This is a genomic window from Roseobacter sp. TSBP12, assembly GCF_009129705.1.
GTDB classification, from domain to species: domain Bacteria; phylum Pseudomonadota; class Alphaproteobacteria; order Rhodobacterales; family Rhodobacteraceae; genus Celeribacter; species Celeribacter baekdonensis_A.
In genome coordinates this window covers 1-2,548 of sequence record NZ_PYIB01000085.1, presented here as the reverse complement: position 1 = coordinate 2,548, position 2,548 = coordinate 1, and the positions used below count along the sequence as shown (strand labels likewise).

The window sequence follows — 2,548 nt, the reverse complement described above, 5'->3', positions numbered from 1 at the left end:
CTCGTCGGCATAGGTCTTGTACTGGGCGTTCTTGTACTCGCCCCCGGCGACGATCTTGTTCACCTCGCCGAGGTTCGGCGTGCCGCGCTGGATCGCCAGCAGACAGGCCGCGACGAAGATGGACTTGCCCGCCTCGGAAAAGGTGTCGAGCGTCTTGTTGTCTTTGTCGAGGAAGAGGTCGGCCAGGATCGAGACCTCGGTAAAGCGCTGCGCGAATGTCGGGGCCTTGGCGATCCGCGCAAGCGGGTTATAACGATGCGTGGCATTGGCCCAATCGAAAGGGCTGAAGCGATAGACCTCGTCGCCGTTCAGCGCCCGGAGACGGGCGGTCTTCTCGAAGTTCTCGCCCTTCACGTCGAGCACCACGACCGAGCCCGCAAAGCTCAGAAGGTTCGGGATCACGAAACCCACACCCTTACCCGCGCGGTCGGGGCCACCATCATCACATGGGGGATGGTGGTCGAAGAGATGAACTCGGCCTTGGAGGTCGGCGCACCTAGCTTGCCGCAGACAAAGCCCTTGCCGGGCGCCTGCAGCATGTCGTTCTTCTTCAGCTCCGCCTTGGTCTGCCAATGGGCCGACCCGTAATCGTCGCGCTCCTTCTTCCAGGTCCAGGCCAGCGCCAGAGCGCCAAGACCGATGGCCCCGAAGCCGACGGCGCCAAACCCCACCTTGAAGGCCTCAGGATGTGCCGCGCGTGTCACGGCGCTAGCCTTCCAGAGCGCCAACATGTCGAAGCTCTGATACCCGGTTTTCAGGGCCAGGGTCAGGTAGAAGGCGGCGACGATGGTGCCGATGACGGCACCGCAGATCACACCGAAAAGAAGCGCGGCCCAGAGGGGAAGTGTCTTGGTCATTGTGGTCATCCCCCTCAGAATTCCATCTCGTCATCGAGACCGCGGTCGCGGCCAAGATCGCGCCCCAGCTCCTGCGCCTCTTGCTGGCCGCGCATCCGTGCCACTTCGGTCGCCTTGTCCTGCTGCAACCCGGCAGCGCGGTCGGTGAAGACCTGGTCGCCCGTTTCCTCGAAGGTCATTTCGAGGAATTCCTGCGTGACAGTGATCTGGTCGAGCTTGCTCGGCAGGGCCGCATCCAGCACCTCGTAGTTGCCGCGGCGAAGTTCGGCCAAGCCTTCTTCGCCCAGTTCCTTGAAGAGCTCGGATTGCAGGGTGCGTTCAATGGTCTCTTCCTGTTCCTCAGTGAGTTTGCCATCGCGCAACATGTCGGCGAGGTCCTGCAGGTAGGGATTGGGTGTCCGGTCGTCCTCGTCGATAAGGGGCAATGTTGCCTCTTCCTCGTCCGAGAGGGTTCGGCCGATCTCGACGCCCAGTTCCTTAGCCCGCTCCATCAGCGCGTCCATCACCCCGTCGACCTTCTCGAGCGCGGAATCGAGCTGGTCGTCACTCGCGGTCTCAACGCTGAGACCGTCTTTCGCCAGCACCGCGTTCATGTCCCGCTCGACCCAGTCCTGTGCCATGCCGTAGTTCCGCGTGCCACCCGCCGCGATCCGGGCCACCAGCTCTTCGCTGTCCATTCCAGCCTCCTCGGCGCGCTCGAGCACGTCACGCAGCCCTTCGTCGTTGCCGGACCGCAGCGCGGCGATAAGCACGTCGATGCCCGCACCCGGTGGATAGGGTTCCTCGAGCTGCTTGCCAAACCGCGCGCGCAATTCCGGGTCTGGCACCATCTGGGAGAGGTCCGCGATGATCGGCGCGGCCTTGGCCTCGAAGGCGGCGCGCTCGGTCGGGTCCAGTTCTTCGGCCTTGAGCCGCAGCGCTTCGATCGTGCGCTCGGAATAGTCGATCGCATCACCGACGGTCTTGATGTCCTTCATGTCTATCTCTCCTTCGGTGAAGTTCCAAGGCGTGCCCGAACCAAGCCCGTCCGCCATGCCGCGCACGGCACGCGCCATGTGGCGTTGGTCCATCCGGTCCAGCAGGTCGGCGAGGTTCTTGTAGTCCTTGGCGAAGCCCACCACCTGCGCCTGCGCAATGGCGGATTCCTGGGCCGTCATAACGATCTCGCGCGGCAGGCGGGCCTCTTCCTTGGCGCGGTAGATTTCCTCGATCCCGGCAGGCTTCTCGAAGATGCCGCGCTCGAGACGGGTGGTGGCGTCGAGCATCACGCCATAACGTTCAGCGATTTCGGCCTGCTTCTCGCGCATGAGCTGCGGCGACATCACGCCCTCGGCCCAGCAAGAGAACCAGGTGCCCTTCTCGACGCCGCGATTGTTCAGGATGATGTGGGCGTGCTTGTGCGCCCGGTCGTCATGAACCGCGAGGACATAGTCCCATTGGTCGCCGTATTCGCCGCTCTCGAAGAAATGCTCCGTCCAGTCCATGGCGATGTCGCGCACCTGGTCGACCGTCACGTCGGTCGGGAAGGAGAGCAGCATGTGCGAGGTGAACCCGAGCTTGGTCGAGCCGCGCCAGGTCCCGGCCCAGTCCTCGATAATGTCCTCTTTCTGCTCCTCAGAAAGCACTGCCGCATCGGTCAGCGCGTTGGTCATCGTCGAGTAGGTGTAGACAGCCTTGTCGTTGATGTAGGA

3 protein-coding genes are annotated in these 2,548 nt (G+C 63.3%); all 3 read right to left on the bottom strand.

The window, feature by feature from the left end; genetic code table 11:
• The coding region (locus C8029_RS23185; protein ID WP_502707620.1) for a type IV secretory system conjugative DNA transfer family protein at window positions 1-402 on the bottom strand (402 nt) is incomplete at its 3' end.
• Window positions 399-857: a hypothetical protein gene (locus C8029_RS23180; protein WP_502707619.1), complete on the bottom strand. Its 459-nt coding sequence runs from the start codon at window positions 855-857 to the stop codon at window positions 399-401. The genes C8029_RS23185 and C8029_RS23180, both read right to left, overlap by 4 nt.
• Window positions 858-871: 14 nt before the next feature.
• A partial coding sequence (locus C8029_RS20950) for a relaxase/mobilization nuclease domain-containing protein (protein WP_152003656.1) occupies window positions 872-2,548 on the bottom strand: 1,677 nt, incomplete at its 5' end.

Bases quoted from the DNA above. Each gene is read 5' to 3' on its own strand.
- C8029_RS23180 (WP_502707619.1), bottom strand. From the start codon at position 857: ATGACCAAGACACTTCCCCTCTGGGCCGCGCTTCTTTTCGGTGTGATC.